This window comes from Streptomyces sp. NPDC032198 (assembly GCF_040636975.1).
Classification (GTDB): domain Bacteria; phylum Actinomycetota; class Actinomycetes; order Streptomycetales; family Streptomycetaceae; genus Streptomyces.
Window position 1 is genome coordinate 448,598 of record NZ_JBEZVL010000006.1, and the last position, 25,750, is coordinate 474,347.

At 70.8% G+C, this 25,750-nt stretch carries 26 protein-coding genes and 1 tRNA gene; 11 read left to right on the forward strand and 16 right to left on the reverse strand.

What is annotated here, in order from left to right:
* Window positions 1–40: 40 nt before the first annotated feature.
* From AB0E78_RS18780 to AB0E78_RS18810, 7 genes are all read right to left on the reverse strand, one after another.
* Entirely contained in the window at window positions 41–1,501 is a 1,461-nt protein-coding gene (locus AB0E78_RS18780; RefSeq protein WP_361833542.1) for a penicillin-binding transpeptidase domain-containing protein, read from the reverse strand.
* Window positions 1,498–2,862, reverse strand: a complete 1,365-nt coding sequence (locus AB0E78_RS18785) for an FtsW/RodA/SpoVE family cell cycle protein (RefSeq protein WP_361833544.1) — start codon at window positions 2,860–2,862, stop codon at window positions 1,498–1,500. Before AB0E78_RS18785 ends, AB0E78_RS18780 begins: the two co-directional genes overlap by 4 nt.
* A gap of 63 nt (window positions 2,863–2,925) precedes the next feature.
* Window positions 2,926–3,285: an SH3 domain-containing protein gene (locus AB0E78_RS18790; protein ID WP_361833546.1), complete on the reverse strand. Its 360-nt coding sequence runs from the start codon at window positions 3,283–3,285 to the stop codon at window positions 2,926–2,928.
* A gap of 129 nt (window positions 3,286–3,414) precedes the next feature.
* Window positions 3,415–4,716: a HAMP domain-containing sensor histidine kinase gene (locus AB0E78_RS18795; RefSeq protein ID WP_361833548.1), complete on the reverse strand. Its 1,302-nt coding sequence runs from the start codon at window positions 4,714–4,716 to the stop codon at window positions 3,415–3,417.
* Window positions 4,713–5,465, reverse strand: a complete 753-nt coding sequence (locus AB0E78_RS18800) for a hypothetical protein (protein ID WP_361833550.1) — start codon at window positions 5,463–5,465, stop codon at window positions 4,713–4,715. The genes AB0E78_RS18795 and AB0E78_RS18800 overlap by 4 nt, the downstream gene beginning before the upstream one ends.
* A gap of 102 nt (window positions 5,466–5,567) precedes the next feature.
* Window positions 5,568–6,230, reverse strand: coding sequence for a class F sortase (locus tag AB0E78_RS18805; RefSeq protein ID WP_361833552.1), 663 nt, complete (start codon window positions 6,228–6,230; stop codon window positions 5,568–5,570).
* Window positions 6,231–6,307: 77 nt separating this feature from the next.
* A complete protein-coding gene (locus AB0E78_RS18810) occupies window positions 6,308–6,601 on the reverse strand; it encodes a hypothetical protein (protein ID WP_361833554.1) in 294 nt (97 codons plus the stop codon).
* Between the two features lie 302 nt (window positions 6,602–6,903).
* On the opposite strand from AB0E78_RS18810, the gene AB0E78_RS18815 reads away from it, so the two are divergent.
* Entirely contained in the window at window positions 6,904–7,707 is an 804-nt protein-coding gene (locus tag AB0E78_RS18815) for an NERD domain-containing protein (protein ID WP_361833556.1), read from the forward strand.
* 17 nt (window positions 7,708–7,724) lie between these two features.
* Here the strand turns inward: AB0E78_RS18815 and AB0E78_RS18820 are convergent, their stop codons facing one another.
* From AB0E78_RS18820 to ligD, 3 genes are all read right to left on the reverse strand, one after another.
* On the reverse strand, window positions 7,725–8,153 hold the full coding sequence (locus AB0E78_RS18820) for a nuclear transport factor 2 family protein (RefSeq protein ID WP_361833558.1): 429 nt from the start codon (window positions 8,151–8,153) through the stop codon (window positions 7,725–7,727).
* A gap of 124 nt (window positions 8,154–8,277) precedes the next feature.
* Entirely contained in the window at window positions 8,278–9,159 is an 882-nt protein-coding gene (locus AB0E78_RS18825; protein WP_361833560.1) for an ATP-dependent DNA ligase, read from the reverse strand.
* Complete coding sequence (ligD, locus tag AB0E78_RS18830) at window positions 9,156–10,100, reverse strand: non-homologous end-joining DNA ligase (protein ID WP_361833562.1); 945 nt, start codon at window positions 10,098–10,100, stop codon at window positions 9,156–9,158. Before ligD ends, AB0E78_RS18825 begins: the two co-directional genes overlap by 4 nt.
* 68 nt (window positions 10,101–10,168) lie before the next feature.
* On the opposite strand from ligD, the gene AB0E78_RS18835 reads away from it, so the two are divergent.
* From AB0E78_RS18835 to AB0E78_RS18845, 3 genes are all read left to right on the forward strand, one after another.
* Window positions 10,169–11,194, forward strand: a complete 1,026-nt coding sequence (locus tag AB0E78_RS18835) for a Ku protein (RefSeq protein ID WP_361833564.1) — start codon at window positions 10,169–10,171, stop codon at window positions 11,192–11,194.
* A gap of 103 nt (window positions 11,195–11,297) precedes the next feature.
* Complete coding sequence (locus tag AB0E78_RS18840) at window positions 11,298–11,564, forward strand: type B 50S ribosomal protein L31 (RefSeq protein WP_361833566.1); 267 nt, start codon at window positions 11,298–11,300, stop codon at window positions 11,562–11,564.
* A gap of 188 nt (window positions 11,565–11,752) precedes the next feature.
* Window positions 11,753–13,111: a DUF1254 domain-containing protein gene (locus AB0E78_RS18845; RefSeq protein WP_361833568.1), complete on the forward strand. Its 1,359-nt coding sequence runs from the start codon at window positions 11,753–11,755 to the stop codon at window positions 13,109–13,111.
* A 25-nt stretch (window positions 13,112–13,136) separates the two neighbouring features.
* Here AB0E78_RS18845 and AB0E78_RS18850 read toward each other — a convergent pair whose 3' ends face one another.
* From AB0E78_RS18850 to AB0E78_RS18865, 4 genes are all read right to left on the reverse strand, one after another.
* Entirely contained in the window at window positions 13,137–13,817 is a 681-nt protein-coding gene (locus AB0E78_RS18850; protein ID WP_361833570.1) for a hypothetical protein, read from the reverse strand.
* 30 nt (window positions 13,818–13,847) lie between these two features.
* Window positions 13,848–14,693, reverse strand: coding sequence for a rod shape-determining protein (locus AB0E78_RS18855; RefSeq protein WP_361833572.1), 846 nt, complete (start codon window positions 14,691–14,693; stop codon window positions 13,848–13,850).
* A 56-nt stretch (window positions 14,694–14,749) separates the two neighbouring features.
* Window positions 14,750–15,196, reverse strand: coding sequence for a TraR/DksA C4-type zinc finger protein (locus AB0E78_RS18860; RefSeq protein WP_361833574.1), 447 nt, complete (start codon window positions 15,194–15,196; stop codon window positions 14,750–14,752).
* Window positions 15,197–15,269: 73 nt separating this feature from the next.
* Entirely contained in the window at window positions 15,270–15,596 is a 327-nt protein-coding gene (locus AB0E78_RS18865) for a TraR/DksA C4-type zinc finger protein (RefSeq protein ID WP_361833576.1), read from the reverse strand.
* Window positions 15,597–15,923: 327 nt separating this feature from the next.
* Here AB0E78_RS18865 and AB0E78_RS18870 point away from each other — a divergent pair, with 327 nt between their 5' ends.
* Entirely contained in the window at window positions 15,924–16,913 is a 990-nt protein-coding gene (locus tag AB0E78_RS18870; RefSeq protein WP_361833578.1) for a sensor histidine kinase, read from the forward strand.
* Window positions 16,913–17,596 carry a response regulator transcription factor gene (locus tag AB0E78_RS18875; RefSeq protein ID WP_361833580.1) on the forward strand — a complete coding sequence of 228 codons (684 nt, stop codon included), beginning with the start codon at window positions 16,913–16,915 and terminating at the stop codon, window positions 17,594–17,596. The genes AB0E78_RS18870 and AB0E78_RS18875 overlap by 1 nt, the downstream gene beginning before the upstream one ends.
* A 676-nt stretch (window positions 17,597–18,272) precedes the next feature.
* Here the strand turns inward: AB0E78_RS18875 and AB0E78_RS18880 are convergent.
* Together AB0E78_RS18880 and AB0E78_RS18885 are read right to left on the reverse strand one after the other, a co-directional pair.
* Complete coding sequence (locus AB0E78_RS18880; RefSeq protein WP_361833582.1) at window positions 18,273–18,851, reverse strand: dihydrofolate reductase family protein; 579 nt, start codon at window positions 18,849–18,851, stop codon at window positions 18,273–18,275.
* A 402-nt stretch (window positions 18,852–19,253) separates the two neighbouring features.
* Window positions 19,254–19,325 (reverse strand) — tRNA-Arg (locus AB0E78_RS18885).
* Window positions 19,326–19,503: 178 nt separating this feature from the next.
* On the opposite strand from AB0E78_RS18885, the gene AB0E78_RS18890 reads away from it, so the two are divergent.
* The 5 genes from AB0E78_RS18890 (at window position 19,504) to thrC (ending at window position 25,450) form a co-directional block, all read left to right on the forward strand.
* Window positions 19,504–20,040 (forward strand): response regulator, encoded by a 537-nt coding sequence (locus tag AB0E78_RS18890; RefSeq protein ID WP_361833584.1) that lies wholly within the window; start codon window positions 19,504–19,506, stop codon window positions 20,038–20,040.
* Between the two features lie 133 nt (window positions 20,041–20,173).
* On the forward strand, window positions 20,174–21,430 hold the full coding sequence (gene nrtL, locus AB0E78_RS18895) for an ArgS-related anticodon-binding protein NrtL (RefSeq protein ID WP_361833586.1): 1,257 nt from the start codon (window positions 20,174–20,176) through the stop codon (window positions 21,428–21,430).
* Between the two features lie 121 nt (window positions 21,431–21,551).
* Window positions 21,552–22,943, forward strand: coding sequence for a diaminopimelate decarboxylase (gene lysA / locus AB0E78_RS18900; protein ID WP_361833588.1), 1,392 nt, complete (start codon window positions 21,552–21,554; stop codon window positions 22,941–22,943).
* A gap of 149 nt (window positions 22,944–23,092) precedes the next feature.
* A complete protein-coding gene (locus tag AB0E78_RS18905) occupies window positions 23,093–24,385 on the forward strand; it encodes a homoserine dehydrogenase (RefSeq protein ID WP_361833590.1) in 1,293 nt (430 codons plus the stop codon).
* 6 nt (window positions 24,386–24,391) lie between these two features.
* The gene (gene thrC / locus AB0E78_RS18910; protein WP_361833592.1) at window positions 24,392–25,450 is read left to right on the forward strand and encodes a threonine synthase; all 1,059 of its coding nucleotides are present in this window, start codon (window positions 24,392–24,394) and stop codon (window positions 25,448–25,450) included.
* Window positions 25,451–25,750 lie beyond the last annotated feature (300 nt).

The window sequence follows — 25,750 nt, forward strand, 5'->3', positions numbered from 1 at the left end:
TGCCGGGAGTCCGGTGACGCCGCCGGGCCGCTCATCGGGCTCAGGAGCCGGCGAGCACCGCCTCCATCACCGCCTTCGCGATCGGCGCCGCACTGCCGCCGCCGCTGATGTCCCCCCGGTCCGCCGACGCGTCCTCGACCACCACCGCCACCGCCACCGAGGGCTGTGCCTCGCCGGACTTCTGGGCCCAGGAGATGAACCAGGCGTACGGCGTTCCGGAGTTGTCGATGCCGTGCTGGGCCGTGCCCGTCTTGCCGCCCACCGTCGCGCCGGGGATCGCCGCGTTGCCGCCGGTACCCTCCTCGACGACGTCGGTCATCATCTCCCGCAGCTGCATCGCCGTGGCCGGGTTCATCGCCTGGTGCAGGGACTCGTTGCCGGTGTTCCGCACCACGTCGCCGTCGTCGGTGGTGGTCTCGTCCACCAGGTGCGGTGCCTCGACCGAACCGCCGTTGGCCACCGCCGCCGAGACCATCGCCATCTGCAGGGGTGTCGCCCGGGTGTTGAACTGCCCGATGGAGGACAGCGCGAGCTGCGCCTTGTCCATCGACGTGTCGAAGTTGCTCGCCGCCACCGACGACGGGATCTTCAGGCCGCCGTCGTTGAAGCCGAAGTTCCGTGCCGTGCCCAGCATGTCGTTCAGACCGGTGTCCGCGCCCAGCTTGGCGAAGACCGTGTTGCAGGACCACTCGAAGGCGTAGCGGAGGGTCGCGTTCGTACAGCCGTCGACCTCGTTCGTCAGCTCCGTGCTCGTGCCGGGCAGCGTGTAGGGGTTGGGCGACTTGGTGGCCGCGTCCAGGTCGGTGACCGCACCGGCGTCCAGCGCGGCGGCCGCCGTCACCACCTTGAACGTCGAACCGGGCGGGTACGTCTGGCGGATCGCCCGGTTCAGCATCGGCTTGTCGGGGTCGGCGTTCAGCGCCGCCCAGGACCTGGCCACCGACCCATTGGTACCGGAGAGCCGCTCGGGATCGTACGAGGGCGTGCTGACCAGGGCGAGAATCTTCCCGGTGGACGGCTCGATCGCGGCCACCGCGCCCTTCTTGCCGCCGAGCCCGGTGTACGCGGCCTGCTGCGCCGCCGCCCTGACGGTGGTGCGCACCATGCCGCCGGGGTTCTGCGCCCGGCTGATGTCGTTCCACAGGGGGAGCGGCGCGAGCATCGGATCGGTGCCGGAGAGGATGTCGTCCTCGGCGCTCTCCAGGAGGGTCGTGCCGTAGACCTGCGAGGCGTACCCGGTCACCGGGGCGTACAACGGGCCGTGCAGGTACGTCCGTTCGTAGCGGAGCTGCTCCCCGGTGTCCTTGGAGCCGGTGACCGCGCGGCCGTCGACCATGATGTCGCCGCGCGGCTGGCCGAAGCGGGCGATGGCCTGGCGGCGGTTGGCGGGGTTCTTGTCGAAGGACTCGGACTGGACGACCTGGACGCGGGTCGCGTTCACCAGCAGGGCGATCAGGAGCAGCGCGCAGAACGCGGCGGCATGCCGGATGTACCTGGTCACGCGTCCTCCCTGGCGGGCCCCACCGGCTGGCTGCGCGCCGAGTCGCTGACCCGGATGAGCAGCGCCACGATGATCCAGTTGGTGACGACGGACGATCCGCCCTGCGCCAGGAAGGGCATCGCCATGCCCGTCAGCGGAATCAGCCCGGTCACCCCGCCCGCGATCACGAACACCTGCAGCGCGACGATCGAGGCGAGCCCCACCGCGAGGAGCCGCCCGAAGGAGTCCCGCAGCGCGAGCCCCGCCCGGTAGCCGCGCTCCACCAGGAGCGCGTACAGCAGGAAGATCGCGGCGAGCCCGGCGAGGCCGAGCTCCTCGCCCGCCGTGGCCAGGATGAAGTCGGACTTGGCGGCGAAGCCGATGAGGATGGAGTGCCCGAGGCCGAGCCCGGTCCCGAGCATCCCGCCCGCCGCGAACGCGAAGAGGGACTGGGCCAGTTGGTTCGGCCCATCGCCCGCGTCGATGGAGGCGAAGGGGTGCAGCCAGTCCTCGACCCGGCCGTGCACATGGGGTTCGAGCGAGCCGACGACGAACGCCCCGACCCCGGCCAGCACCAGGCCGACCGCGATCCAGCCGGTGCGTCCGGTGGCGACGTACAGCAGGACCACGAAGAGGCCGAAGAAGAGCAGCGAGGTGCCGAGGTCCCGCTCCAGGACGAGGACCCCGACGCTCAGGAGCCAGATCGCGACGATCGGGCCGAGCACACGGCCGGTCGGCAGCTGGAGCTTCGTCAGCTTCCAGACCGTACGGCCGGTGTAGGCGAGGGCGTTGCGGTTGGCGGAGAGATAGCTGGCGAAGAAGATCGCGAGCAGGATCTTCGCGAACTCGCCGGGCTGGATGGAGAATCCGCCGACCCGGATCCAGATCCGGGCGCCGTTCACGGCGGGGAAGAAGATCGGCACGATCATCAGGACCAGCGCGGCGACGACACAGATGTACGCGTACCGCTGGAGCACCCGGTGGTCGCGCAGGAAGACCACGACGGCGATGAAGAGGGCCACGCCCACGGTGGACCAGACGAGTTGTGTGGGCGCCGCCTCGTCGCCCGGGGTCTCCAGGTCGAGCCGGTAGATCAGGACGAGGCCCAGGCCGTTGAGGAGCACGGCGATCGGCAGGAGCAGCGGATCGGCGTAGGGCGCGCGGAAGCGGACCGCGAGATGGGCAAGCAGCGCGAGCACGCCGAGCCCGGCGCCGTAACCGGCGGCGCCGGGCGGGACGGTGCCGTTCTTGGCGAGGCCGACGTCGCAGTAGCCGTAGACCGAGAGCAGGACGGCCACGACGATCAGGGCGGCTTCGGTGCCACGGCGTCGGGGCACGCGAACAGCGGGTACGGACGGGGGCGCCGCTGCTGTTCCGGTCATGCCCGGAACGTAGCAAGCGATAGGCCTCAATGTCCGTTTATGTCACCGTGTGCTGGTGGTGCGTCAGCACCAGCGCGGGGCGGGCCCGATGTTGGAGATGTAGTGCGCGGCACCCCAGGCCCAGGTGCCGTTGGTGAGCAGGTACCAGCGGTTGTTGCCCGCCACGTGGTCGCCGGTCGTCTTGCAGTAGATGGAGACGACCCTGCCGTACGGCACGCTGCGGATCACCTTGCTGCCCCGGGTGGGGGCGGTGCGCAGCAGCAGCCCGCTCTTGGCGGTCACGCGGCCCTTGTAGATGCGCGGGTTCCCGCTGTTGGCGTCGTCGGCCGCGAAGGCGGGGCCGCTGAGGGTGAGGGCGGCGAGCGCACCGCCTGCGGCGAGTATGCCGAGCCGGGTGCTGAGAGCGGTGGGCCGAAGGGACATGGGGTCTCCTCTGGGAAAGGGCGGATGCGATGCAGCCCTCGACTCCCTGCAATCCGGGTCATAGGCCGCAATTCACAGTAAAATCGGCATGCTGAGCGCGCAAAAGGTCACGCGGCGTCAAACTGCCCCTCAAGCCGCCCCGTCGGCGCCCCTGGCGCAGTCGTCCGCGGACTCCTCGTACGGCAGCGTCAGCGTCGCGACCGCCCCGCCGTCCGCCGCGTTCGCGAACGTGAGCCGTGCGCCGAGCACCGCCGTCTGGCCCAACGCGATGGTCAGACCGAGCCCGTGCCCCCGCGACGTGCCCTCCGTGCGGAACCGCTGCGGGCCGTGTTCCACCAGGTAATCCGGGTATCCGTCGCCGTGGTCGCGCACCGAGACCACCGGCCCGTCGACGGTCACCACGATCGGCGGCCTGCCGTGCTTGGCCGCGTTGGCGATGAGATTCCCGAGCACCCGCTCCAGGCGCCGCCGGTCGGTCACCACGCAGACATCGCGTACGACGACCAGCTCGGCGGCGACCGCCGAACCCCGCACGGCACGCTCGGCCAGTGGGGCGAGATGGTGGTCGTCCAGGTCGACGCGCTCGCTCTTCGCGTCGAGCCGGGAGATCTCCAGGAGGTCCTCGGTGAGGGTCCGCAGCGCGGCCACCCGGTCGCGCACCAGCTCCGTGGGGCGGCCCGGCGGCAGCAGCTCGGCCGCCGCGTGCAGACCGGTCAGCGGCGTGCGCAGCTCGTGCGCCACGTCCGCGGTGAACCGCTGCTCGCTCTGCAGCTTGCCCTGCATCGAGGACGCCATCGTGTCGAGCGCCCCGGAGACCGCCGCCACCTCGTCCTGGCGGCGCGACGGCTCACGGGTGCGCGGGTCGTTCACGCGGGCGTCGAGGTCACCCGCGCTGATCCGGCGGGCCACCGTCGCCGTCTGGTGCAGGCGCCGCGTCACGCGCGTCACGGCGAACGCCCCGACCAGGAGCGTCGCCCCGATCGCGAGCGCCGACGAGCCGAGGATCGCGCGGTCGAGCCCGTCGATGGTGCGGGCCCCCTGGGCGTAGTCGACCTGCACGGCCACGGCACGCCGGCCCGTGGCCGGCCCCGCCGCCCACATCGTCGGCCGGGAGTCCCGCGCGTCGACCATCGTCCCGCGCTCCCCGCCCGCCGCGAGCTTCCGCAGCCCCGCGGGAAGCCCCGGCGGATCGACGCCCGCGCCGGGGCCGAGGTCGTCGCCCGCCTCGAACGCCTCGGTGGCGTCGTCGAGCCGGGCCAGGGCGTGCTCACGGGCCTGGCCCACGGTCTGGTTGGTCACCGAGACATGCACGAGCGCGCCGAGCAGCGCGGCGAGCGCGCAGCACATGACGGTGATGAAGACCGCGGCCTTCCAGGTCAGCGTCGCCGTCCAGGCGGGGAGCCGCGGCCCGCGCGGCAGCCGGTGGCTCATCGGCCCGAGCTCGCGGAGGGAAGCGGGCGGGCGCTCGCGGCCGGCTCGGGCTTGCGAGAGGGCTTCCTCTTGGGCGCGTTCGGGGAGCGCACGATCTCGTCGGTCGTCGGCAGCATGGACTTCTGGTGGGAGTCCCAGGACCAGACGGTGCGGTACTCGTACCCCGCCATGCCGGACACGGCGCGGACGATCACCTCATGACCGGCCAGCTCGACACCGAGCACCGCGTCCCCCATCTCCATGATCTGCGTCAGCTGGCGCTTCTCCACGGCGTAGGCGCGTATGTCGAGATTCTCGGCGTGCCCCTTGGCCAGCCGGATGCCGACGATGAGGTCGTCCTCGCCGTCGCCGGTGAGGTCGCGGTAGTAGGCGTTCAGGACGGGACACTCGTCGTCGGCGTGCGCGGTGCCGCACTTGGCGAGCTGGGCGGCCGTCTGCTTGTAGACCGCGTCCGAACGGTCGTACATCCCCGGATTCTTGTCGAAGTCGGCCTTGACGACGGTCACCGGATTCACCTTGTGCAGGTCCCCGCCCGGTACGTCCACGCCCTTGACCGGCACGCTCTCTATCGTGCCGTAGTCCTCGGCGGGCGCCGACGGGGGCGGCAGCTTCGGCCACAGGCGCGTGGGGGCCTCGGCGGTGGGAGTGGATCCCGCGCCGCGCAGGCCGCCCGGGTCGCCGCAGCCGCCGGCCAGCAGGACGGCGGGCAGCACGAGGACCGCGGCGAGCGCGAGACGGCTCCGGTGCACTGCACTCCTGCCTGCCGGTGGAGCGGCCCGGGTGGCTGCTCGGCTGCGGCGCGAGGTTCGGTTGCGGCGCCGCAGGGTCCGGGTCCCGTTGCCCGGGTCCGGCTACGGCGCGAGGTCGGCGTAGAGAATGATGTTGTCGGTGCGGTGACCGTCCTTGATCGGCCCGCCACAGGTCAGCAGGCGCAGCTCGGGACGATCGGTCGCCCCATATACCTTATGGGTGGGGAAGTTCTTTTTGTCCACCTGTTGAATCTCGCGCACCTTGAACGTCGCGGTACTCCCGTCCGCTCGCGGCACCTCGATCTCGTCCCCCATTCTCACCTTCGCCACGTTCTTCATCAGCGCGGGCCCCCGCACGGTGTCGTAGTGCGCGACCAGGACGGCCGCTCCCTTCTGCCCGGGAGTGACGCCGCCGGTCCACCAGCCGGGCTCGTCCGCCTTGTCCACGGGCGGCACCTCCAGCGCGTCGTCCGCGCCCACGCCGAGGTCGAGCATCGACTTCGCGTCGACATCGGCCGCCGGGATCCGCAGGCCCGTCGGCCGGGACTTGCCCAGCGGTGCGTGCGGGTCGGCCGCCGGTGCGGCGGTGGCGTTGTCGACCTTGACGTCGGGCGCGGGGTCGCCGGAGCCCTGACCGCAGGCGATGAGCCCGATGCCGAGGGCGACGGTCAGCGTGGCGGCGGCTGCTATGCGGGTGGTGTGGCGGGGCTTTGCGGGGGTGGGCGCGGGTGCGGGGGTGGGGGCTTCTTCGGTGGGGGTGCTCATGGGGGCTCCTGGGGTGGCGCCTTGGTCGCGCGCCTGGGTGCGTCTGGGTGCGGCTGGTCGCGGAGGGGGCGGCGGGCTCAGGCGTCGGTGCGGCCGCGGCGCAGCATCGCGTACCCGAGACCGGCCGCACCGGCCGCCGCCATGGCGCCACCGGCGGCGATGAACACCGGGTCACCGCTGTGGAACCCCTCGGTACCGGCCTTGACCCCGCCCTCGGGGGTGCCGGGGGCGAGTGGTGCCACCGTCCGCGTGCCCTCGGAGTGTTCCGGCGTGTCCGCGACGGCGGCCACGGCCGGCATGAGGAGCGCGCCGCCGACGACGGTGGTCACGGCGGCGGAACGGAGAAGGGTGCGACGGCGGTGGCTGCTCATGAGCGGTCGTTCCTTACGGCTGGAGGCTGACGGAGCCTGACGGAGCCTGACGGAGGCGGATCGCTGTGAGGGAGCGAAGGGGACACCTCCGAAGCTATGTGTCCGCTATTGCGGCCTTTAGTCGTCTATGTAACAGCGGGCCGTAACTGCGGAGGCGGTGCTGTTACGAGTGTCCCGACTCCACCCGGCGGCGAGTGGCTCAACTTCGCCCGGCTACGAGTGGCTCAACTTCCTTCCGCGGCGCCCAGGTTCTTGCCCAAGGCATGTCCTTGCTGCTCCCATGGTCCGTGGGGTGATGGTGCATGAGCGGACTGCGCGTCATACCGGCCTGGCGGCACGGACAGGAGCGGCTGTACGTCTGCCTCGCGGACGGCAGGAACGTGGCGTGGTACGAGAGGGAGTCGTCCCGCGTGAACCTTCTCGGCGAGGAGCACAGGGAAGCCGTCCTGCGCGCCCTCGCCCCCTTCCTGACCGGCGGTTACTCGGTCGGCCCACCACCCGTCCCGACCCCCGCCGAGCTGGCCCGCCTCGCCCTCCACCCGGACGACGACCTGGCCCCGAACCGCCCCGGCGAGGCACTCCTGATCGCGCTGGACCGCGACCCGGCCCCCGCCCGCAGGCTGCGCGCCGACCCGCGGCAGCGGGCGCTCACCGCCGAGCAGTCCATCGGCGAGGTGCTCGACGGCCTCGAAGGCGCGGGCTGGCACACCCTGCACTCGGTGCCGCTGCCGGGCGGCGCCCGCCTCCACCACCTCCTGATCGGGCCCGGCGGCCTGTTCAGCGTCCACACGCTCCCCGCCCGCAAGCAGCGGGTGCGCGTCGCCGACCCGATGGTCGCGGTCGGCCGCGCGGACCCGCGTCCACTTCTGCGGGAGCTACGCGCCGAGGCCGACCGGGCGTCCTTCGCGCTGACCGCCGAGATCCGTCCGGTCCTCGCCCTCTCCGGGGCGACGGACCTGGACGTCACGTCCCCGCCGCGCGAGGTGCGGATCGTGCGCGACGGGGAGGTGTCGGCCCTCGCGCGCAACGGCGGCGTACTGAAACCGGCCGATGTGGAGGCGCTGCACGCGATGGCCCGCGACCGGCGTACGTGGCTGCGGGTATAGGCGTTGCGGCTGCGGGTCTAGAGGTTGTCGCCCCAGCCGCCCTGGATCATGGTCTGGAACGCCCAGGCCCCGCCCCGCTTCAGCAGGATGTCGGCGTACCGCAGCTGCTGTGTCTCGCCGTTCGCGGTCATCGCCGAGTCGGTGAAGACCACGGCCATGGCGGGGGAGAGGAAGACGGGCGTACGCGTGGACTCGAAGGTGATGTCCTCGCTCCCGTCCCCCATCACGTGCGTCATGGTCGCGACGAACTGTTCCCGGTCCCACTGCGCGGAGCGCCCGTCGCCCGCGGAGTCGTCGCTGACCAGGTTGAGCGGGAAGACGGCCAGGTCGGCCATGCGCTCCACATCGCGCTTGGCGCTGTGTGCGTCGTATTCGGCGAACCAGGCGGCCAGGCTCGCGCGGTCCTCGTCGGTCGGGACGTATCCGGTCTCGGGCACAACGGTCATGCGGTCTCCTGATCAAGTTTGACTACGGGGTGCGCAAGGAAAGTTATGCTCGATGGCGCTGCTAGTCAAACTTGATTAGATGTGATGCCGGTCACGCCTTCTCGCCTGGGGGGGCGTGCGAAGCTCAGCGGAAGCGGACGACCACCGCTGTCGCGTGCCGGGTCGTGTTCTGCCGCACCTCCACCGTGACGGGCGGCGCGGACGGCAAGGCGGCATACGAGACCTCGCCGATCCCGGCGGCGATCGCGGTCCCCTCGCCCCTGGCCTCCGGCAGCGCGGCCCCGGCCGCCGTCCGCAGCGCGGGGGAGAGCGGTGACGACACCACGGGCGTTCCGTCCCCCGGCAGGACGAGCACGAGGGCCTGCGGCCGTGCGCCGCTCCCGGTGAACCCGACGACCACCGCGTCCCGCGTGCCGCTGTGCCGCAGCTTCAGCCACGCGCGCGTGCCGCCCCGGTAGGCCCCGTCGAGCCGCTTGATCACGAGTCCCTCGATGCCGGTGGCGGGCAGGGTCTCGTACCAGGTCAGGGCCAGTTCGCGGTCGGTCGTCATCGGTACGGGCTGGAGCGGCGGGCCGAGTGGTTCGAGGACGCGTACGAGGCGTGCGCGCCGTTCCTCGTACGGCAGGGCGCGGCAGTCCTCGCCCCCGTCGGCGAGCAGATCGAAGGCGGCGTACGAAGCGGGGAGCGTGCGCGCGAGGTGCCTGGAGCGGGCGCGGGTGGCGGCGGCGCGTTGCTGGACGGCGCCGAAATCGATGCGTCCGTCGGCCCAGACGACCACTTCGCCGTCGAGCACGGTCCCGGCGGGCAGCCGTGCCGCGGCCTCGGCGAGATCGGGGAACGCGGTGGTGACGAAGCGTCCGGAGCGGGCCTGCAGCCGTACGCGATGGCCGTCGGCGAAGACGACCAGGCGGTGACCGTCGAACTTCGGCTCGTAGGCCCAGCCGCCACCCTGCGGCAGAGCGGTCACGGAATCGGCGAGGGCGACCCGGAGGGGTGGATTGATCATGGGCCGGTCGCGTCGGGGAGGGGGCGGGCCCGGTCCGGATCGGTGAGGGGGGCCAGCAGGTCGCCGTGGCGCGCGAGTCGGGGGGCGATGTCGGAGGCCAGGAAGACGAGCGGTGGCGGGGCACCTGCGGTGTCGCTTGCCCGATTGGCTGGAGGCGTGTCTGCGAGGGAGGCCGCCTCCTCGACTTCGTCCCAGGTCACGGGGGTGGAGACGGTGGGGTCCCGGCGGGCGCGGAGGGTGTAGGGGGTGGCGGTCGTCTTCGCGGCGGCGTTCTGGCTGAAGTCGACGAAGACCTTGCCGGGACGCAGGCTGCGGGTCATCCGGTGGACGACCAGGGCGGGCAGCTCGGCCTCGGCGTCCTGGGCGAGCTTCTTCGCGTACGCGGTGACCTGCTCGGAGGGCGTGGGCTCCAGGGGGCAGAGCAGATGCAGCCCCTTGGAGCCCGAGGTCTTCGCGTAGACCTGCAGGCCGTCCGCTCGGAGGCGCTCGCGCAGCCAGAGGGCCGCCCGGCAGCATTCGACGACGGTGGCGGGCTCGCCGGGGTCCAGGTCGAGCACGAGCCGGTCGGCCATGGCGGGGGCGGCGGCCTGCCACTGGTGGGTGTGGAACTCGGTGACGAGGTTGCCCGCCCACATCAGGGTGGCCAGGTCGTCCACGACGACCTGCCGGGTGTTGCCGTCCGAGCGCGATACGTCGGCGGTGTGCACCCAGTCGGGGGTGCCCGGGGGAACGTTCTTGGAGAAGAAGCGCTGGCCGTCCGGCCCGTCCGGGAAACGGAGGAAGGAGACGGGCCGGTTGCGGAGGTGCGGCAGGAGGGCCTCGGCCGTGCTGGCGTAGTAGTGCAGCAGCTCGCCCTTGGTGAAGCCGGATGCGGAGTAGAGGACCTTGTCGAGATTGCTGAGGGCCAGCCGCCGCCCCTCCACCTCGGTGATCGGCGTCATACGATGAGAATCCCACGAATGTGTCGAATATGGATAAATCGATGCTCGGCTGCTGAGAGGTGCCTGACGTGCGATCCATATGGAACGGTGCGATCTCCTTCGGTTTGGTCAGCATCCCGATCAAGCTCATGAACGCCACCGAGAACCACTCCGTCTCCTTCCGGCAGATCCACACGGAGGACGGGGGCCGGGTCCGCTACCGCAAGGTGTGCGAGCTGGAGGAGCGGGAGGTGCCGTCCGCCGAGATCGGCAAGGGGTACGAGGACGCGGACGGCTCGATCATCCCGATCACGGACGAGGATCTGGCGGCCCTGCCCCTCCCGACGGCCAAGACGATCGAGATCGTCGCCTTCGTGCCGGCGGACGGGGTCGATCCGATGCAGATGGACACGGCGTACTACTTGTCGGCCAACGGAGTGCCTGCGGCGAAGCCGTACACGCTGTTGCGGGAGGCGCTGAAGCGCAGCGAGAAGGTCGCGATCGCCAGGTACGCGCTGCGGGGGCGGGAGCGGCTGGGGATGCTGCGGGTGGTGGACGACGTCATCGCCATGCACGGACTGCTGTGGCCGGACGAGATCCGGGCACCGGAGGGCGTGGCCCCGGACGCCCGGGTCAAGGTGCGGGACGCGGAGCTGGACCTGGCGGACGCGCTGATGGACACGCTGGGGGAGGTCGATGTGTCCGCCCTCCACGACGACTACCGCGCGGCGGTGGAGGAACTGATCACCGCGAAGGCCTCCGGCACCGCTCCCACGGAGCCCGCCGCTGAGGGTGACTCGGGCGAGGGCAAGGTGATCGACCTGATGGCGGCGCTGGAGAAGAGCGTGCGCGCGGCGAAGAAGAAGGACCGGGGCGACGGGTCGGTGGCGGAGGTGACACCACTGGCGGGCGGCGGCCAACGGAAGCGGGCTGCGGCGAAGAAGACGGCGAAGAAGACGACGGGGTCGCGGACGACGCCGAAGGAGGTGGGGGGCAAGAAGTCGACTGCGTCGACGGCGAAGAAGACGACTGCGAAGACGGCGGCGGCGAAGGCAACGACGGCGAAGACAACGACGGCGAAGAAGCCCTCCGCCAAGAAGCGGGCTCCGGCTTAGGTTGCTGGGGAGGGCTGTTCGGGCGGTGAACGGGGCCCGCGGCCCGTAGCCCGCGTGGCCGTCCAGGCTCGCCGCAGCGCCCGTACGCGGGGAACCTGGAGGCATGACCCAGGACAAGGACAGCAACTACCGGCCCGTCGTCTTCCGTGACCGCTCGGCGGGCTACGCCTTCCTCACCCGCTCCACCGCGGAGAGCGACCAGACCATCGAGTGGGACGACGGAGAGACGTACCCGCTGGTGGAGGTGGAGATCTCCTCCGAGAGCCACCCCTTCTACACGGGCCGCGCCCGCGTCGTGGACTCCGAGGGCCAGGTGGCCAAGTTCGAGCGCCGCTACGGCGACCAGGCACCCCCGGACGCGCAGGAGTGAGCGACCAGCCGACACCCCCCGGGCCCCCCGCCCGCGCCACGCCGCGTGAGCGGCAGGAGTGGCAGGAGGGGCACGGCGGCCCGACCATGGCCCTAGAACCTTGATCACGAACTGCGCACGACGAGCAACGAACGACGAGCAACGAACGAAGAACGACGAGCGAGCTTGATCACGAGAAGGCGGCGGGCATGACCGACGGCACGACCGATCTCCAGGCGCTGGCGGCCGAGGCGTACATCTACGGCTACCCGATGGTGCGGAACCTCGACGAAGTCGACCACGTCTCCCGCAAGGGCATGGGCTCGGTGGCCCCCGCGCCGTTCAACGAGTTCAGCCACGGCAGCAAGCCCGCAAGCCCCGACGGCTCCCCGGCGACCGCGGCTGACGCCAACAACGACGTCATCCACTCGCTGGCACAGCTCGACCTCTCCGGCGGAGCCCTGCTCCTGACCGTGCCGGACACCGACGGTCGCTACTACGTCCTGCAGTTCGTGGACGCATGGACCAACAACTTCGCCTACGTGGGCCGCCGCGCCACCGGCACCGGCGCGGCCAGCTACCTGCTCACACCCCCCGGCTGGGACGAGGAGGTCCCGCCGGGCGCCACCCGGATCGCCGCGCCGACCGAGATGGCGACGATCGTCGGGCGATGGGCCTGCGCGGGTCCGGACGACGTGGCGGCGGTGCGGGAGCTCCAGGAGGACACGCACCTGGAGCCGTACTGGACGGCGTCCGGAGAGCTCCGCGGGTTGCCGACCCACACGTACATCCCCGGTGAGGAACCGGAGACCCTCTTCTACGAGAAGCTGCGGGCCCGCATGGCCGCCTTCCCGCCCGCGCCGGCCGACAGCACGTACCAGAAGCGGTTCGCGCCGCTGGGTCTGCTGGACGCCGAGAGCCCTTACACCCACCCCGAACCGGAGCTCGCCGAAGCGCTGCGCGCGGGGTTCGCCGCGGGCAAGGAGCAGGTCGAGCAGGAGGCCGCCCGCGGGGAGGGCGCGCAGCGGCAGAACGGCTGGCAGCTCACGTATCACGCCTTCGACTACAACGCCGATCACTTCGAGGTCGGCACGCTCAAGGATCCCCAATGGATCTGCGCCGACAGGGAGTTGGGCCGCATGCTGCGCGCCACCTCGGCGCACACCGCGCTCTGGGGCAGACACGGGTACGAAGAGGCGCACGCGATGGCGTGGGACGACGGCGACGGCCGGCCCCTGGAGGGCGAGCACTCCTACACCTTGCGCTTCGAGAAGCCGCCGCCCGTGGACGCGTTCTGGGCGGTGACGATGTACGGCCTGCCGGACCGGAACCTGGTCGAGAACCCCGTCGAGCGCTACTCCATCGGCGACCGCACCCCGGGCCTGAGCTACGACGACGACGGCTCCCTCACCCTCCGCCTCCAGGCCCAGCGCCCCGCCGACGACAAGACGGCCGCGAACTGGCTGCCCACACCGGAGGGCCGCTTCCGCCCGGTCCTGCGGATGTACACGCCCCGCGCGGCGGTCTTCGACGGGACGTACGAGCTGCCGCCGATCCAACGGAGTTAAGACTTCCCGGCCCGGCCCGTCGTCGTCAGGGGGGAGTGGTGGTCCACCGAGGGGCGGTACGGGCCCAAGCCGCTTCCCAGCGGGCGAGGTTGTGCCGCTCCAGCCTGCGGTGGGCGCAGGCGTATGCGGCGGCGCCCAGGATCGGGACGGCCAGGGCGGCCAGGACGACGTAACCCATGGTGTGGTCACGGACCTCGTCCTTGGTGAGGGGCGGCTCGGTGACCTTCCCGTCGTCGCTCACCCATACGCGGACGGAGTTCCCGGCGGGCAGGGCGGGTTCGACGTCCGCCTGCGCGGTGTGGCTGTGCCCGTGGCGGTCGGTGAAGCGGACCGTGACCGGGTACCGGGCCTTCTTCGCCTCGGCCGAACCGGGGTCGGGGTGGCGGGGCGCGTCGTGGACGAGGACGGCGGTGGTGCGGTGGCGGGTGTCGGCCTGGTGCCGGGCGGCCTGTTCGAAGTGGCGGCGGGCCGTGTCACCGACCAGGACGACGGCGGCCGGGGTGGCGGTGAGGACGGCCAGGAAGAGACCGACGGCGATCCACCCCTGTACGAGGTCGTTGCGGCGGCGCAGGGGGTTGCGCCGCCAGCGCCAGAGGAGTGGGCGGGGCCGTGAGCGGGGAGTGCGGGGGTTTTGGTGTTTGTCGTGCTTGTCGTGGTCGTCGTGTTCTTCGGGGGGCGGCTGTGCCGGGGGGATGTGGCCGGCCACGGGAGGCTCCTTAGATAAGGGTCAATGGGGCTAACGGGGGCGGGCGGTGTCGGTGTCGGTGTCTGTGTTGGTGTCAGTGCGGCTGTCGGTCGCGGAGGGGTGGGCGTGGGCGGCCCGGAGGAGTTTCGAGGCTCCGCGGACCGCTGCGGTGTGCGGGGCGGGCACGGGCTGGAGGGGAGCGTGCAGCACACCGGCGAGACCGCAGCTGATGCCGGGAAGCAGTGCGCCGCCGCCGGCCAGCAGCGCACCCCTCCGTACGGCTTCCAAGGTCCGGGAGGTGCGGTCCTGTTCGAGCATCGCGGTCACCATCGCGAGGACGCAGTCGGTGATCCGGGTGGGCGCGGACGCAGCAGGCCCGTCTCCGTCGCTGGTGCCCAGGGCGGTGTGCCGTGCGTCGATCACATCGCCGTCGGAGAGGAGGGCGACCTCGGTGAGGTGGGCGCCGATGTCCACGACGAGCAGGGGGCGGGACAGATCGGCGTCCACCGCCGAGGCCACGGCGCGCGCGGTGGGGATGGTCAGGACGGCGCGCGGACGGAGGACCTCGACGGCGACGCGGGCTTCGGCCCGGTAGGCGACTCCGCCCAGGACGGGGGCGGTCAGGATGAGCAACGGGCGTCCGAAGCGGGGCAGCCGGTGGCCGAGCAGCCGGTCGAGCATCAGGGCGGTCCCGGGGGTGTCGACGATGGCGCCGCGCCGGATGGGGTACACGGCACCGCCGCCGTGAAAGGTCACCGTGGGGACGTCGAGGATCATCCGCCGTCCGGACGTCCAGGCGCGGGTCCGGGCGCTGCCGAGGTCGAGTGCGATGCCGGAGCACTGGCGGCACCAGGGCCAGGAGCGGTGCCGGCCCGGCACGGGTGTCGTGGGTGCCATGGGTGCCATGGGTGGCGTGCGTGGCGTGGGTGGCGTGCGTGGCGTGGGTGTCGAGGTCATCGGTCGGCTCCTCGGGCCTGCTGGCAGCGGGCGCAACGAGCGCAGTAGCGGGCCTGCGGCACGATCAGCAGGCGCTCGCGGTCGATGGGGTGCCGGCACAGGTGGCAGGCACCGTAGTCGCCGCGGTCCATGCGTACGAGGGCCGCCTCGACGTCGGCGAGGACCATGCGGGCGGATGCGGCGAGTTTCACCCGGACCTCGATCCGCGAAGGGCTCTGCCGGTCGAGGAGCGCGTCCGTACGGGTCAGCGCGGAGGGGGAGAGCTGCTGCAGTTGTTCGCGGCGGAACAGGGACTGCTCGCGCAGGTTCTCGCGCAGGGAGGCGAGGTCCTCGAGCGACAGGTGGGACAGCTGGGGCAGCTGGACCAGGGGGGATGGGCAGGACGGGTGAGACGGCTGCGTACTTCGGTCGTCGGCGAGCTGAATGATCTGTTGGTTCACCACTTCACCCCTCGGGCAGGGCCTGGCAGGGCGGGAGACGGAGAGCGGGCGACAGTCGGTCGCGGGGGCAGGCCGGTCAGGCGGCCCTGTGCTGGCAGGGGACGCAGAACTGCGTGTAGGGCAGGATCTCCAGGCGCTCGACCGGGATGGACTTGGAGCAGCCAGGACAGGTCCCGTAACTGCCGTCCCGGACGCGGGCGAGAGCGGCCTCGATCTCTCCGAGCACCCGCTCGATGGTGTCTTTCTGCGCAGACATCACCTGTTCATCGGCTTCGTGCCCGGCCCGGTCGATGGCCTGCAACTGGGTCAGCCGGGAGGCACGTTCGTGTTCCAGGCGCCGGCGCGCGTCGTGCGGGGTCAGACGCTCGGTGCGGGCTTCGATCGCGGGAGTGTCGAGCGACATGGCGGGTCCTTCTTCCGGCAAGGTGGCCGCCGCCAGGGGGGCGGGGCCTGGATGCCCCCACCGTCGCCCGTACGCGACGTAAAACCCATCGGGCGCGATACCCATCTGTGGCGGGGCCGGAGGCCCATCCGGGCGTGGGCGGTCCAAGGTCAGGAAATGGGCATTGGACCCCATCGACGGACGGAACGGAAACGGGCAGGCTGGACGGCAGCCGATCAAGATCGAGCCCACAAGCACGAGCAAGCACGAGCAAGCACGAGCAAGCACGAGCAAGCACAAGCGATTACGACCGATTACGAGCGATTACGAGAGAAAGGCGCCACCCCGTTGTCCCTGTTCTGGCGGATCTTCGCGCTCAACGCGGTGGTGCTGGGGAGCGCCACCGCCCTGCTGCTGTGGGCGCCGGTGACCGTCTCCGTGCCGGTGGTACTGACCGAGGCGGTCATCCTCGTGGGAGGCCTGGCCGTCATGCTGGTCGCCAACGCGGCCCTGCTGCGGATAGGCCTGGCCCCGCTGGAGCGGCTCACCCGGCTGATGACGACCGTCGACCTGCTGCGCCCCGGGCACAGGCTGCCGGAGCAGGGCGGTGGTGAGACCGCCGAGTTGATCCGCACCTTCAACGCGATGCTCGAACGGCTGGAGCAGGAACGGGCAGCCAGCAGTGCCCGCGTGCTGCTCGCCCAGGAATCCGAACGGCGCCGTATCGCCCAGGAGCTCCACGACGAGGTCGGCCAGACCATGACCGCGGTCCTGCTGGCCCTCAAACGGGCGTCGGACGGGGCGGACGAACCCCTGCGCGGCGAGCTGCGGCAGGCGCAGGAGATCACCCGGGGGAGCCTGGACGAAGTACGCCGCCTGGTGCGCAGGCTGCGGCCGGGCGTGCTGGACGACCTCGGTCTGATCAGCGCCCTGACCTCGCTGACCACGGAGTTCGCCACGCACGCGGGACTGCGGGTGGTACGCCGCTTCGACTCCGATCTGCCGCCGCTGGATCAGCAGGCGGAACTGGTCCTGTACCGGGTGGCCCAGGAGGCCCTGACCAACGCGGCCCGCCATGCCGATGCGGGCCGGGTCGAGGTGAGCCTGTCCCGGTCCGACGGCGCGGTCGTGCTGTCCGTCGAGGACGACGGCCGGGGGACCGGGATCGCCCACGAGGGGGCGGGGATCCGCGGGATGCGCGAACGGGCCTTGTTCATCGGGGCGGCACTGGACGTCACATCACGGCCGGGGGCAGGAACGAGGGTCAGACTGAAGGTGCCAACGCCGACCCAGCCCTCGCCCACTCCCTCGACCCCGCCCACCCCTGGGAACCAGTAATGAGCACGACGCACACCACGACCAACACCGCATCACCCAGGACCCGCATCCTCCTGGCGGACGACCACGCGCTGGTGCGTCGCGGGGTGCGGCTGATCCTCGACGGTGAGCCGGACCTCGAGGTCGTCGCCGAGGCCGGGGACGGGGCGGAGGCCATCGCCCTGGCCCGCACGAACGAGGTCGACCTGGCGGTCCTGGACATCGCGATGCCCCGGATGACCGGCCTGCAGGCCGCACGCGAACTGTCCGCGCTGAAGCCCGGCGTACGCGTGCTGATGCTGACGATGCACGACAACGAGCAGTACTTCTTCCAGGCGCTGAAGGCGGGCGCGAGCGGATACGTACTGAAGTCGGTGGCCGACCGGGACCTGGTCGCCGCGTGCCGGGCGGCGATGCGGGACGAGCCGTTCCTGTACCCGGGGGCGGTCACCGCGCTGATTCGCAACTACCTCGACCGGGTCCGGCAGGGCGAGGAGCCGCCGGACCAGGTGCTGACGGCGAGGGAGGAGGAGGTCCTCAAGCTGGTGGCGGAGGGCCACTCGTCCAAGGAGATCGCGGAAATGCTGTTCATCAGCATCAAGACGGTCCACAGACACCGGGCGAACCTGCTGCACAAACTGGGCCTGCGCAACCGCCTGGAACTAACGCGCTACGCAATCAGAGCAGGCCTGATCGAACCCTGACCTCCCCCTGCGCCCGTGGCACTCACCACCCCACCCACGCTAGGTCGCTCCACCGCTCTCCATCGCCCCGCTGCCCGAGCCCCACCAACCTTGCCCGCCCTGCCACCACCGAACGCGTCGGTTCCACGGGGCTCGACCACCCTGCCCAACTCGACAGGCACGAGGCCCCTGCCCGTTCACCCAGCACCCCACCCCGCCCCGCTGGCTTGTCGGCCCCGACCCACCCCCGTAGGCCGCCCGGCGGGCTACGCACCCACCTGCGGGCTCCACCCTGCCCAGCTCCATCGGTACGCCGGTCCTGACCTGCCGCCCGACGGCCCTACCTCACCCACCTGCCCTGTCTCCCTGCTCAGTTGGTCCGCTGACTTAGACCTGTTGCCGCCCCGACCAGCCCGTCTGCCCCGACCTGACCTCCTCCCCGGAGGCCCGACGCAGCAACTCCGCCGGACCCGCCGCCCGATCAGCACGGCCTGCCTACCCGCCTGACTCGTACGAAGGCCCCTGCCACCCGGCACATCCGACGCACCCGCCCCCAACGGCTGGCAGCCCGACCGAACCCGGCCACGGCCTGCCCCTCCCGACCGCCTCAAGGCCCCGGCTCCTCCCCAGGGGCAGCGGGCTCTCCCGGTGTACGCGCACCACCCCCACCTCCCGGCACCTGAACACCCCCCTTCCATCAGACATGCAGAGCGGGCCGGTAGATGAGCTCTTGGGTGCGGCCGTCGAGCGTCCTCTGCTCGATCAGTTCGAGGTCGAAATCGGCCGCACCCTGGAAGATCGGGTCAAGACCGCTCTGACCGGTGATCACCGGGAAGACCGTCACCTGTACGCGGTCGACCAGACCGGCGGCCATCAGCGCCCGGTTCATCGACAGGCTGCCGTGCGAGCGCAGCGGCACGTCGGACTCCTTCTTGAGCCGAGCGACGACGTCGACGGCATCACCAGGCGCGACGCTCGCATCCGGCCAGTCCAGGGGGCCTTCCAGCGTGCTCGACACGACGATGGCCGGCAGGCTCCTCATCCGCGTGACCCACGGGTCACGCACCTCGGACTCCGCGCTGCTCGAGGCCAGCATCTCCGCGAACGCCCGATACGTATTGGCCCCAAAAACCATCCGCTGCTCCTCGCGGTACAGATCGAGACGGTGGTCGAGGAGCTCGGGCCCTTGCTTGCCCCAGTAACCGGTCCAATTGCCGCTGGCACCCCCAAAGCCGTCGAGGCTGGAAAAGACGTCGAAGGTGTAGGTGGCGGTCATGACGCTCTCCTCACGGTTGATCGCATGTCGTAAATACAGACCGACAACCCCGCCGAGACTCATCGCCCACGCGACCCTGGATCCAGATAACCCCCGAACGCCTTGATCGACTACAAATCTTTCCCAAGATCCGCCCCCACTGGAGCCCATGACCAGCACAGCAGGAGCATCACGCGAACCATCGCGAAAGAAATCTGCAATTCGCTAGCTCGCTCACTCACTCAGTCCTCACCCACAGAAGGGTGCGCTGGCGCTTTCATCTCTCTGAGCGTCAGGTGTCGAGCGTCGAGCCCGGCGATGAGGCGGCCACGTTCGGCGGCTCGCAGGAAGGCCTGGGCATACGCGAAGACCCCGGCCTCAGCGTTTCCGCTGGTGACGGGGTCTTGGGCACCCAATACAAGGTGCCCCCGGCAGGATTCGAACCTGCGCACACGGCTCCGGAGGCCGTTGCTCTATCCCCTGAGCTACGGGGGCGTATCGGCGCGGCTTGCGCGGCGACGTGTAGAACCCTACCAGCTCCGAACGGCTCCCCATGAACAGGTATTTCCGCACTCCATGGCTGTCAGGTCCGCCGCATCCGCACCCTGCGTCCCAGGGGGCACCCTCGGCTTCGTCGCCTGTTCCGTCGTGCGCTGCCCCGCACGGGGCGGAAGTGGGGAAAACCCGGACGCGGTGGCGGGCGCGGACCTACTCTCGAGTTGTGTCAGGCGTGTCAGGCCGCGTGCTTGTTGTGGACGACAACAAGGTCATCCGGCAGCTGATCAGGGTCAACCTCGAGCTGGAGGGCTTCGAGGTCGTGACCGCGGCCGATGGTGTCGAGTGCCTGGACGTGGTGAACCAGGTCAGACCTGATGTCGTGACGCTCGACGTGGTGATGCCCCGCCTCGACGGGTTGCGTACCGCCGCTCGGCTGCGCTCCGATCCGAGGACCCGGCATCTGCCCCTCGTCATTGTCAGCGCCTGCACCCAGTACGAGGTGGAGAGCGGGCTCGAGGTCGGGGTGGACGCCTTCCTTGCCAAGCCCTTTGAGCCTTCCGAACTGCTGGGAATCGTACGGCAGTTGATGGAGGGCGGCAGTAGCGGTGGTGCGGGTGGGAGTGGCGGGGGTGCGCTCAGTGGTGAGCGTGGAACCGCCGGTGCCGCCGGAGCCACTGGAGAAGCCGAGCGCGCCGGTCGCCCCAGCGGCTGAGTCTCACCCATGACCCCGTGGCTGCCCCCGGTGACCCCGTGGCTGCCTCCGGCCGGCCCGCCACCGTCCACATCCCGGACCATCGGGGAAACCAGGTCGCGTCCCCACCCCCCTCCTCCCATACGCTTGACCCGTGACCCCCGTCGAGCTCTCCCGCACCGTGCTGCGCGCCATGCGTCGTGCCGTCGATGACGGCGAGCTCAGGGGCCTTGGCGAGCTGAGTGATCTCGGCGAGCCCGGAGGCCTCGGCGGCCCCGGCGGTGGTGAGAGTGACGGCACTGCCCCCACCCCCTGGCGGGTCGTCGTCGAGCGGCCTCGGCCCGGCGGGTGTGGGGATTACGCCACCAACGTCGCCCTGCAGGTCGCCCGCGCCGCCGGGCAGTCGCCCCGGGAGGTGGCCGAAGTGCTCTCCCCGCGACTCGCCGGGGAGCCCGGCATCGCGGCCATCGACATCACCGGGCCCGGTTTCCTCAACATCACCCTGGACCGCGGCACCGACACCGCAAGCCACCTCGGGAGCAGTGGCAGTGCCGCCCTCGTGCGTGACGTACTGGAGCGCGGCCCCCGTTACGGGCACGTTGACCCCGAGCCCGTGGACGCTCCCCGAGCCCCCCTCGCACTCCACACCCTCCGCTTCCCGTGCGAGCCCCGCGCCGCCGTCCTCGCCGACTCCCTCCGCCGCATCCTCCGCTCCCAGGGCACCCTCGTCCGCCTCACCTGCGACGAAGCCCCGGACCCCCGTTGGGCGGCAGCCGGCCTCGGCGTACACGTCGACACCCACGGGACCCCACCAGCGGACGCAGGCACGGACGCAGACACAGACGCAGCCGTGGAGATCATCCGGCCCGTCCCCGTCCCCGTCCCCGTCCCCCTCCCCGCCCCAGCCGCCGCCCCCGACCCCCTCCTCTCCCTGGGCCCCGACGCCGCCCGCTGGGCCCTGCTGTATCCCGCCGCCCACGACCGGCCCCGCATCAGCGACGAGCATCTGGTCCAGCGCGCGAGCAACCCCCTCTTCCGGGTGCGGTACGCCTACTCCCGCACCCGCGCCCTCACCCGCAACGCCGCCGCGCTCGGTTTCACCAGCGCCCCCGGTGACGTAACAGCCCTCCCCAGCCGCATACCCTCACCCGGCCGGCCCCTCCTCGACGCCCTGGCCGACCACCCCCGCATCCTCGCCGCAGCCGCCCGTCACCGTGCGCCCGACCGGCTTGCCCGGCATCTCGTCGTTGTCGCTGATGCCTTCCTCGCCTTTCAGCCCGCCGTGCTTCCGCTCGGCGACGAGAAACCCTCGGCCGCCCACCGCGCCCGGCTCGCCCTCGCCGAAGCCGCCGGGACGGTGCTCGCAGGCGGCCTGTCCCTGCTCGGCATCAGCGCCCCCGAGTACTTGTGACACATGAAGAAGCGACTGACGTGCCAGACACAACAGACGTGCCAGCCGTGCCAGACACAACGGACGTCCCAGACGTGACTGACGTGCATGACGTGAACGAAGTGAGAGAGACGACCGCGACATGAGCCGTTCCGCACACCCCGCCGGGCCCCGCCACGCCGACGTAGTGCCCGAAGGGCACTACACCGCCCCGGCCGATGACCTGAACTCCCTCGACCCGAAGGTCTGGGCGCAGACCGTGGGCCGCGACACCGACGGTGTCGTCACCGTCGGCGGGATGACGGTGACCCGGCTCGCCGAGGAGTTCGGCACCCCCGCCTACTTCCTCGACGAGGCCGACTTCCGCGCCCGCTGCCACGCCTGGCGCGGCGCCTTCGGGACCGACGCCGACGTCTTCTACGCCGGGAAGGCCTTCCTCTCGCGTGCCGTCGTCCGGTGGCTGCACGAGGAAGGGCTCAATCTCGACGTGTGCAGCGGTGGTGAGCTTGTCACCGCCCTCGCCGCCGGGATGCCCGCCGACCGCATCGCCTTCCACGGCAACAACAAGACCGAGGACGAGATCGAGCGGGCCGTCGAGGCCGGTGTCGGGCGCATCGTGCTCGACTCCTTCCAGGAGATCGTGCGTGTCGCGCACATCGCCGACCGGCTCGGTGTCCGGCAGCGCGTGCAGATCCGCGTGACCGTCGGCGTCGAGGCGCACACCCACGAGTTCATCGCCACCGCCCACGAGGACCAGAAGTTCGGCATCGCGCTCGCCGGGGGACAGGCCGCCGAGGCCGTGCGCAGGGCCCTGCAGCTCGACGGGCTCGAGCTCATCGGCGTGCACTCGCACATCGGGTCGCAGATCTTCGACATGGCCGGGTTCGAGGTCTCCGCGCGGCGCGTCGTCCAGCTGCTCGCCGAGATCCGGGACGAGCACGGCGTCGAGCTGCCCGAGATCGACCTCGGTGGCGGCCTCGGCATCGCCTACACCTCCGACGACGACCCCCGCGAGCCGCACGAGATCGCCAAGGCGCTCGGCGAGATCGTGACGCGGGAGTGCGAGGCCGCCAACCTCCGCACCCCTCGTATCTCCGTCGAGCCGGGGCGCGCCATCGTCGGGCCGACCGCCTTCACCCTGTACGAGGTCGGCACCGTCAAGCCGCTCGAAGGACTGCGTACGTACGTCTCCGTCGACGGCGGCATGTCCGACAACATCCGTACAGCCCTCTACGACGCCGAGTACAGCGTCGCGCTGGTCTCGCGGACGTCCGACGCCGAGCCGATGCTCGTCCGCGTCGTCGGCAAGCACTGCGAGAGCGGGGACATCGTCGTCAAGGACGCCTTCCTGCCCGCCGACCTGGCGCCCGGTGACCTGATCGCCGTGCCCGCGACCGGCGCGTACTGCCGTTCCATGGCGAGCAACTACAACCACGCCCTCCGGCCGCCGGTCGTCGCCGTGCGGGATGGTGAGGCGCGGGTCATCGTCCGGCGCGAGACGGAGGAAGATCTCCTGCGTCTCGATGTCGGCTGAGGAAAGAACCGGCCGCGAGGACGTCGTCGACGGCGTCTGGCAGAGTATCGGCCAGTGAAATAGATGTCTCATCATCCGGACCGTGGACAGAAACTGCGATCCGGTGGGTGAGACTGGTCCCACTGTAGATGTATGAGAAGTGAGGTCGGATGATGCGTACGCGTCCGCTGAAGGTGGCGCTGCTGGGCTGTGGGGTTGTCGGCTCAGAGGTGGCGCGCATCATGACGACGCACGCCGACGACCTCACGGCCAGGATCGGCGCCCCGGTGGAGCTCGCCGGGGTCGCTGTCCGGCGCCCGTCGAAGGTGCGCGAGGGAATCGCTCCTTCCCTCGTCACCACCGACGCGACCGCCCTGGTCAAACGCGGTGACATTGATGTCGTCGTCGAGGTCATCGGCGGCATCGAGCCCGCCAGGACCCTCATCACCACCGCTTTTGAGCACGGCGCCTCCGTCGTCTCCGCCAACAAGGCGCTCATCGCGCAGGACGGCGCCGCGCTGCACGCCGCCGCCGAGGAGCACGGGCGGGATCTTTATTACGAGGCCGCCGTCGCCGGTGCCATTCCGCTGATCCGGCCGCTGCGCGAGTCCCTCGTCGGCGACAAGGTGAACCGCGTTCTCGGGATCGTGAACGGCACGACCAACTTCATCCTCGATGCCATGGACACCACCGGTGCCGGCTATCAGGAAGCCCTCGACGAGGCCACCGCCCTCGGGTATGCCGAGGCCGACCCGACCGCCGACGTCGAAGGCTTCGACGCCGCCGCCAAGGCCGCGATCCTCGCCGGCATCGCCTTCCACACGCGCGTGCGTCTCGACGACGTCTACCGCGAGGGAATGAGCGAGGTGACGGCCGCCGACTTCGCGTCCGCGAAGCGCATGGGCTGCACCATCAAGCTGCTCGCCATCTGTGAGCGGGCCGCCGACGGCGGTTCCGTCACCGCGCGCGTGCACCCCGCGATGATTCCGCTCAGCCATCCGCTGGCGTCGGTCCGCGAGGCGTACAACGCCGTCTTCGTCGAGGCGGAGGCCGCGGGCCAGCTCATGTTCTACGGCCCCGGTGCGGGCGGCGCCCCCACCGCGTCGGCCGTTCTCGGTGACCTCGTCGCCGTCTGCCGGAACAAGCTCGGCGAAGCCACCGGGCCCGGCGAATCCGCGTACACCCAGCTGCCCGTGAGCTCCATGGGCGCGGTCGTCACGCGCTATCACATCAGCCTCGACGTAGCCGACAAGCCGGGTGTTCTCGCCCAGGTCGCGACGGTCTTCGCCGAGCACGGCGTATCGATCGATACGGTCCGTCAGACGGGCAAGGACGGCGAGGCCTCTCTCGTCGTCGTCACCCACCGCGCGCCCGACGCCGCCCTCACCGGCACCGTCGAGGCACTGCGGAATCTCGACACCGTGCGTGGTGTCGCCAGCATCATGCGGGTTGAAGGGGAGTAGTCAGCAATGACCCACCAATGGCGCGGAATCATCGAGGAGTACCGGGATCGTCTCCCCGTCTCCGCCACGACGCCGGTCGTGACGCTCCGCGAGGGCGGCACACCGCTCGTCCCCGCGCAGGTGCTCTCCGAGCGCACGGGCTGCGAGGTCCATCTCAAGGTCGAGGGTGCCAACCCGACCGGGTCCTTCAAGGACCGCGGCATGACGATGGCGATCACGAAGGCCAAGGAGGAGGGCGCCAAGGCCGTCATCTGCGCCTCCACCGGCAATACGTCGGCCTCGGCCGCCGCCTATGCCGTACGCGCCGGGATGGTCTGCGCGGTCCTCGTGCCGCAGGGCAAGATCGCGCTCGGCAAGATGGGCCAGGCGCTCGTCTACGGCTCGAAGATCCTCCAGGTCGACGGCAACTTCGACGACTGCCTGAACCTGGCCCGCGCCCTCTCCGAGAACTACCCGGTGGCGCTGGTCAATTCGGTCAACCCGTTCCGCATCGAGGGCCAGAAGACCGGTGCCTTCGAGATCGTGGACGCGCTCGGTGACGCCCCCGACATCCACGTGCTCCCGGTGGGTAACGCGGGCAACATCACGGCCTATTGGAAGGGCTACAAGGAGTACGCCGCCGACAAGATCTCGACGCGCACTCCTCGTATGTGGGGCTTCCAGGCTTCCGGTTCCGCGCCCATCGTGCGCGGCGAGATCGTCAAGGACCCCTCGACGATCGCCACCGCGATTCGCATCGGCAACCCCGCGTCGTGGCAGTACGCCCTCGACGCGCGCGACGAGTCGGACGGCTTCATCGACGAGGTGACGGACCGTGAGATCCTGCGCGCCTACAAGCTGTTGGCGTCCCAGGAGGGTGTCTTCGTCGAGCCGGCGTCGGCCGCTTCCGTCGCCGGTCTGCTGAAGGCGGCCGAGCAGGGCAAGGTCGACAAGGGGCAGAAGATCGTCTGCACCGTCACCGGAAACGGCCTCAAGGACCCGGACTGGGCCGTCGCGGGCGCACCGCAGCCGGTCACGGTCCCCGTCGACTCGGCCGCCGCGGCCGAGCGGCTGGGTCTGGCCTAGCCGGACTGGCCGGGTCCGGCCTGGTGGAACTCCGCCGGATCTGGCATAACCGTCCCGGTCGGGGATAACCGCCACCGGACGGCGGGCATAACCGCCTGGAAAACCCGCAACTCCGCATAGGGGGTGCACAGGGGGCTTACGACACGCATCGTGCGCCTCCTGTGCGCCCTATGTCGCCACAGAACCTTCCTTCGATAGGCTGTACCGAACCCGCCCCGCCGCATATGCCGCGGTGCTGCCGCAGAGCGGCCTTCGGGTAGTGCCTCATCACGTGGCAAGTCCTCAAAAGATCGCAGCTCA